The sequence below is a fragment of the Streptomyces carpinensis genome (assembly GCF_002154505.1).
Lineage (GTDB): Bacteria > Actinomycetota > Actinomycetes > Streptomycetales > Streptomycetaceae > Streptomyces > Streptomyces carpinensis.
On sequence record NZ_MUBM01000648.1, the window covers coordinates 1 to 807 of the forward strand.

The 807-nt window shown below is 66.8% G+C and carries 1 protein-coding gene; it reads right to left on the reverse strand.

The window, feature by feature from the left end; all coding sequences use genetic code 11:
- Nucleotides 1–807 (reverse strand): alpha-amylase family glycosyl hydrolase (locus BZY54_RS47490; RefSeq protein ID WP_208640987.1); only part of this gene is annotated, 807 nt, incomplete at both ends.

The window sequence follows — 807 nt, forward strand, 5'->3', positions numbered from 1 at the left end:
AGTTCGGTGGGTTGGGCGAAGCGGGAGAAGTTGTGCACGCAGAGGACGAGGTCGTCCTCGTACTCCCGCAGGAAGGCGATGACGGCCGGGTTGGAGGACTGCAGCTCGGTGTAGGACCCGAGTCCGAAGGCGCGGTTCTGCTTGCGGATCTCGATCATGCGCCGGGTCCAGTGCAGCAGCGAGGACGGCGAGGACATGGAGGCCTCGACGTTGGTGACCTGGTAGCCGTAGACCGGGTCCATGATCGTGGGCAGGAAGAGGCGCCCGGGGTCGCTGGAGGAGAAGCCGGCGTTGCGGTCGGGGGTCCACTGCATCGGCGTGCGTACGGCGTCGCGGTCGCCGAGCCAGATGTTGTCGCCCATGCCGATCTCGTCGCCGTAGTAGAGGATCGGGCTGCCGGGCAGTGAGAGCAGCAGGGCGGTGAAGAGCTCGATCTGGTTGCGGTCGTTGTCCAGCAGGGGTGCCAGGCGCCGGCGGATGCCGATGTTGGCGCGCATGCGGGGGTCCTTGGCGTATTCGGCCCACATGTAGTCGCGCTCCTCGTCGGTGACCATCTCCAGGGTCAGCTCGTCGTGGTTGCGCAGGAAGATGCCCCACTGGCAGTTCGAGGGGATGGCGGGGGTCTTGGCGAGGATCTCGGAGACGGGGTAGCGGGATTCGCGCCGTACGGCCATGAAGATGCGGGGCATGACGGGGAAGTGGAACGCCATGTGGCATTCGTCGCCGCCGGAGGCGTAGTCGCCGAAGTAGTCGACGACGTCCTCGGGCCACTGGTTGGCCTCCGCCAGCAGCACCGTGTCCGGGTAC